Origin of the sequence: Microbacterium sp. ISL-103 (assembly GCF_018613995.1) — a bacterium.
GTDB lineage: Bacteria > Actinomycetota > Actinomycetes > Actinomycetales > Microbacteriaceae > Microbacterium.
The window spans coordinates 4,402-9,609 of record NZ_JAGGPD010000351.1 but is presented as its reverse complement, the minus strand read 5'-3'; the positions used below and the strand labels follow the sequence as shown (position 1 = coordinate 9,609).

The window sequence follows — 5,208 nt, the reverse complement described above, 5'->3', positions numbered from 1 at the left end:
CCGTGTTGAAGATGAGGAAGCAGCCCGTGCCGTAGGTGTTCTTGCTCTCACCCGTGTTGAACGCTGCCTGGCCGAAGGTCGCGGCCTGCTGGTCGCCCAGGATGCCGGCGATCGGCGTCTCGCGCAGCAGGGACGAGTCCTCGGCGGCGCCGTAGACCTCGGAGGACGAGCGGATCTCCGGCATCATCGAGCGCGGCACACCGAACGCCTCGAGGATGTCGTCGCGCCACTCGAGCGTCTCGAGATCCATGAACATGGTGCGCGACGCGTTCGTGACATCGGTCACGTGCACGCCGCCGTCGACGCCACCGGTGAGGTTCCACAGCACCCAGCTGTCGGTCGTGCCGAAGACGAGGTTGCCCGCCTCGGCCTTCTCACGTGCGCCCTCGACGTTCTCGAGGATCCAGGCGATCTTGGTTCCCGAGAAGTACGTGGCGAGGGGGAGGCCCACGACCGGCTTGAACCGCTCGACGCCGCCGTCCGCCGCGCGGCGGTCGACGATCTCCTGCGTGCGGGTGTCCTGCCAGACGATGGCGTTGTACACGGCCTTGCCGGTGGTCTTGTCCCAGACCACAGCGGTCTCACGCTGGTTGGTGATTCCGACGGCGGCGATGTCGTGACGCGTCAGGTCGGCACGGCTCAGTGCGAGACCGATGACCTCCTGCACGTTGCGCCAGATCTCGGCGGGGTCGTGCTCGACCCAGCCCGCCTTGGGCAGGATCTGCTCGTGCTCCTTCTGACCCGTCGCGATGATGCTGCCCTTCTTGTCGAAGATGATCGCGCGGCTGGAGGTCGTGCCCTGATCGATGGCGATGATGTAGTCGGCCATTGTGTTCTCCTTTGAAGTCAGGTTCGGGTTCAGGCGAGGTTGAGCAGCACGGGCGCTGCGACGGCGGCGAGGACACCACCGATGAGCGGACCGACGACAGGCACCCACGAGTACGACCAGTCGCTGGAACCCTTGCCCTTGATCGGGAGGATCGCGTGGGCGATGCGCGGACCGAGGTCACGTGCCGGGTTGATGGCGTAGCCGGTCGGTCCACCGAGCGAGGCACCGATGGCGACCACGACGAGTGCGACCGGGAGGGCGCTGAGCGGTCCGAGGCCTCCTGGGGTTCCGATGTCTGCCACGCCGTAGTCGGCGAAGGCGAAGACCGCGAACACGAGCACGAACGTGCCGATGACCTCAGTGACCAGGTTCCAGCCGTACGAGCGGATCGCAGGACCCGTCGAGAAGACTCCGAGCTTGTTCGCCGGCTCAGGCTCCTCGTCGAAGTGCTGCTTGTAGGCGAGCCAGGTGAGGACCGCACCGACGATCGCGCCGAGGAGCTCGGCGCCGGTGGCGACGGCGAACTGCGAGAAGTCGATCTTGCCGCCGACCAGGAGGCCGATACCGACTGCCGGGTTCAGGATGGCGCCGGAGTATGCGGAGGCGAGGACACCCACGAAGACCGCGAGACCCCATCCCCAGTTGACCATCAGGAAGCCGCCGCCGAAGCCCTTGTTCTTCGCGAGCGCGACGTTGGCGACCACACCACATCCGAGGAGGATCAGCATCGCAGTGCCGACGAACTCCGAGAGGAAGTAGAGACCGAGATTCACATCAGTCATGTCTTCATTGACCTTTCTCGAGTGCCAGGGCCCCTTAGCCCTGGCACTTATTGGGTTTCACACCGCGTGGAGGGCGGTGTTCGGATCACTCGTCAGCCGCGTGCGCGGGACGAGATCTGGAGTCCATGTCGTTCGTTCAGCAGCAGACGGGTCTGCTCGAGCTCGGCATCGTGGCGTTCACGGTCCCAGTCGAGCAGAGGAGTGAGTGCGTCTGCAAGCTCTTCGAGGACATCCGCGTCGGCTTTTCCGGTGAATGCGATGCTCGTGCGGCGCAGGACGACGTCCTGAAGCCGCGCGACCATCTCGTTCTCCACCATCCAGGCGAGCTCGCGGGTGGAGAGATCGCCGCCGGCCAGGGGAGCGTCGTCACCCTGCTCGACGTATTCCCACACCTGCGCCGCGCGAGTGCCGTATCGCGCCAGCAGACGCTCTGCGCGGTCTCCGGCGCCCGGGAGGTTCTCCTGGAACCAGATGCGGCGGGCCTTCTCGGTGCGCGGGAACTCTCGTCCGCCTCCGATTGCCCGGCCGACGGTCGAGACCGTGCGGGTGCGGCCGATAAGGCCGAGAACGATGTCCGAGAGCGACTCGCCGAGCGCGCGGAACGTCGTCCACTTGCCGCCGACGAGGCTGACCAGCGGCGCTGCACCCTTGTCGTCGACCTCGATGCGGTAGTCGCGCGACACGAAACCGGGAGCGGTGTCCTCATGACGGGGGAGCGGCCGGATGCCCGAGAAGTTGAAGACGATCTGCTCACGCGTCACGTCGATCTGCGGGAACACGTGGTGGATGAGGTCGAAGAAGTAGTCGATCTCCTCCTCCGTGCACACCGGGACCTCGCGCGGGTCCGCATCGATGTCGGTGGTGCCGACCAGCACGCGCCCCTTGAGCGGGTAGATGAGGACGATTCGACCGTCGGAGTGCTCGAAGAAGATCTCGCGCCCCCGAGTCGCCTCGAGGAGCTCGGGGTGATCGAGCACGATGTGCGAGCCCTTGGTGCCGCCCATGAAGCGCGTGTCGGTGCCGAGGGCGTCGTTGGTGAGGTCGGTCCAGGGGCCCGACGCGTTGACGACCACGTCGGCGGTGACGGTGAACTCCGTGCCGCTCTCGCGGTCGCGGAGCACGACCTTCTCGCCGTCGCGGGCAACGGCCTCGACGTAGTTCAGGGCGACGGCACCCGGGTGTGCGGCGCGACCGTCCTGCAGGACGTCGAGCGCCAGACGCTCCGGGTCGTGCATGGATGCGTCGTAGTAGGTCGCCGTGTACTTGATGTTCGGGTCGAGCGAAGGGAGCTCCGCCAGGGAGCGCTTGCGACCGAGGAACCGGTGCCGCGGAACCATGCCGCCGTCACGGGAGAACGTGTCGTAGATCGTGAGGCCCACCTTGATCAGGAAGGCGCCGCGCTCTTGCGGCTTGCCGCTCTTGTGCGTGAGGAATCGCAGCGGAGCCGAGAGGATGCCCGAGAAGGTCGAGTAGATCGGAATCGTGGTCTCGAGCGGCTTCACGTAGTGGGGTGCGATCTTGAGGAGGCCGTTGCGCTCCTCGACCGATTCGCGCACGAGCCGGAACTCGCCGTTCTCGAGGTAGCGGATGCCGCCGTGGATCATGTGGCTCGACGCCGCCGAGGCGCCGGACGCGAAATCGCCGCGCTCGACGAGCAGGACGTCGACGCCCTGCAGTGCTAGGTCCCGGAAGGTCGAGATCCCGTTGATCCCGGCTCCGATGACGAGGACGGTCGTGCGTCCTGATTCGCGGACCGCGCGGACTTCGGCGCGTTCCGGTGATGAGTGTGTCGACTCGATCATCTTCGACCTCTCTCTGTGCTTGCTCCCAGCTTCGACCCATCTGGCCACCACGCGCAAGCCCGCTGCACATATGTGCAAAGATCGAGGCGAGGAGGTCGTCATGACCCAGTCAGACGCAGTATCCCGGGATTCGAAGCTGGTCGCGGCGCTCACCGCCGCGCAGCTCTACTACATGCAGGACAAGACGATGGAGGTCATCGCGAAGGAGCTGAAGACGTCGAGATCCTCCGTCTCGCGGCTCTTGAGCTTCGCCCGCGAGAGCGGCCTCGTCGACATCCGGATCAACTCGCCGCTGGAGCGGCTCGGGATGCTCGAACAGCACATCAAGGATCGGTACCACGTCGTGGCGCACGTCGTACCGATCCCGGAGATCGTCAGCGAGGTGGAGCGTCTGGAGCGAGTCGCCCTCACAGCGGGGCGGCTCCTGTCGCAGTTCGTCGACTCGAACATGATCGTGGGCGTGGCGTGGGGGTCGACCATCAGCGCGGTCAGTCGAGGTCTCACCCAGAAGGAGACCCACAACACGACCTTCGTGCAGCTGAACGGCGCGGGCAACACCCAGACCAGCGGCGTCGAGTACTCGAGCGACATCCTGCAGCGTTTCGGCAGCGCCTTCGGGGCGCAGGTCCAGCAGTTCCCGGTCCCGGCATTCTTCGACGACCCGTCGACGCGAGAGGCCATGTGGCGGGAGCGCAGCACTCGACGAGTGCTCGATCTTCAGTCGAAGATGGACATCGCCATCTTCAGCCTCGGCTCACCCGCCGCAGAGGTTCCGAGTCGTGTGTACGTCGGTGGGTATCTCAGCAGGGACGACTACCGGAGTCTGCGCGAAGACCACGCGATCGGCGATGTCGCGACCGTCTTCTTCCGCGCCGACGGCTCGTGGCGGGACATCCGTGTGAACGCCAGGGCCACCGGACCGGGCCTCGATCGACTTCGGCGGGTCCCGCGCCGCGTCTGCGTGGTGTCGGGTGTGCCGAAGCTGGTGAGCCTGCGCGCGGCGATCGCGGCCGAACTCGTCACGGACGTCGTCTTGGACGAGGGCCTCGCGCGCCGCCTCATCGAGGACTGACGTCAGGGCTCCTCGGTCGAAGCCTCAGGGCCGGAGCGGAACTCCCGGATCAGATGCTGGACGACTGCCGCGAGATCGCCTCCGGTCGCGTTCGCGATGGTGAGCTGACGCTCATAGCTGGCGCCGTCGGTCAGGATCGTCCCGATGCTGCCGAACTCGCGGACGCAGCCGAGCTCCACCGCGATCGGAGCGAGCTCCTCGATGACCTCCGCCATGTGCTCGCGCACCGGACGCTGCGTTCCCGCGGCGTCCACGATCACGCGCGCGTCGAGTCCGTATCGGGCTGCGCGCCATTTGTTCTCGCGGTGGAACCATGCCGGCATCTCCGCGAGATCGCGTCCCTCATCGAGCTGACGCGACAGGTGCTCGACGAGCACCTGCACGAGTGCGGCCATGGATGCCAGTTCGGGAAGCGTCGAGAGCCCATCGCACGCTCGCACTTCGATGGTGCCCCATCGCGGTGCCGGACGGATGTCCCAGCGGACCTCGGTCGCGTCGGCCATGACACCCGTGCGGACCATGTCCTCGAGGTAGGTCTCGTACTGCGACCAGTCCCGCAGCGGCCAGGGCAGCCCGGCTGTCGGCAGCTGCTGGAAGACCAGCGCGCGGTTCGAGGCGTATCCGGTGCGCTCGCCCGCCCAGAACGGGCTCGATGCCGCGAGCGCCTGCAGGTGGGGCAGGTAGGGGGCGAGTGCGTTGATGATGGGGAAGACCTTGCGCTGG

The 5,208-nt window shown here is 66.6% G+C and carries 5 protein-coding genes (1 of these 5 only partly in view); 1 reads left to right on the top strand and 4 read right to left on the bottom strand.

Annotated elements, in window-relative coordinates; all coding sequences use genetic code 11:
• From J7E68_RS13060 to J7E68_RS13050, 3 genes are all read right to left on the bottom strand, one after another.
• Positions 1-829 (bottom strand): FGGY family carbohydrate kinase (locus tag J7E68_RS13060; protein ID WP_251048952.1); only part of this gene is annotated, 829 nt, incomplete at its 3' end.
• 29 nt (positions 830-858) lie between these two features.
• Positions 859-1,611 (bottom strand): MIP/aquaporin family protein, encoded by a 753-nt coding sequence (locus tag J7E68_RS13055; protein ID WP_215173244.1) that lies wholly within the window; start codon positions 1,609-1,611, stop codon positions 859-861.
• Between the two features lie 92 nt (positions 1,612-1,703).
• Positions 1,704-3,413: a glycerol-3-phosphate dehydrogenase/oxidase gene (locus tag J7E68_RS13050; protein ID WP_215173243.1), complete on the bottom strand. Its 1,710-nt coding sequence runs from the start codon at positions 3,411-3,413 to the stop codon at positions 1,704-1,706.
• Positions 3,414-3,513: 100 nt separating this feature from the next.
• On the opposite strand from J7E68_RS13050, the gene J7E68_RS13045 reads away from it, so the two are divergent.
• On the top strand, positions 3,514-4,485 hold the full coding sequence (locus tag J7E68_RS13045) for a sugar-binding transcriptional regulator (RefSeq protein ID WP_215173242.1): 972 nt from the start codon (positions 3,514-3,516) through the stop codon (positions 4,483-4,485).
• Between the two features lie 2 nt (positions 4,486-4,487).
• On the opposite strand, the gene J7E68_RS13040 is transcribed toward J7E68_RS13045, so the two are convergent.
• A protein-coding gene (locus J7E68_RS13040; protein WP_215173240.1) for a glutamate--cysteine ligase crosses the window boundary here: on the bottom strand, positions 4,488-5,208 show its 3' portion. The gene runs 359 nt beyond the window's last position; only the last 721 of its 1,080 coding nucleotides appear in the window; its start codon lies beyond the right edge, outside the window — the gene reads right to left on this strand; it ends in the stop codon at positions 4,488-4,490.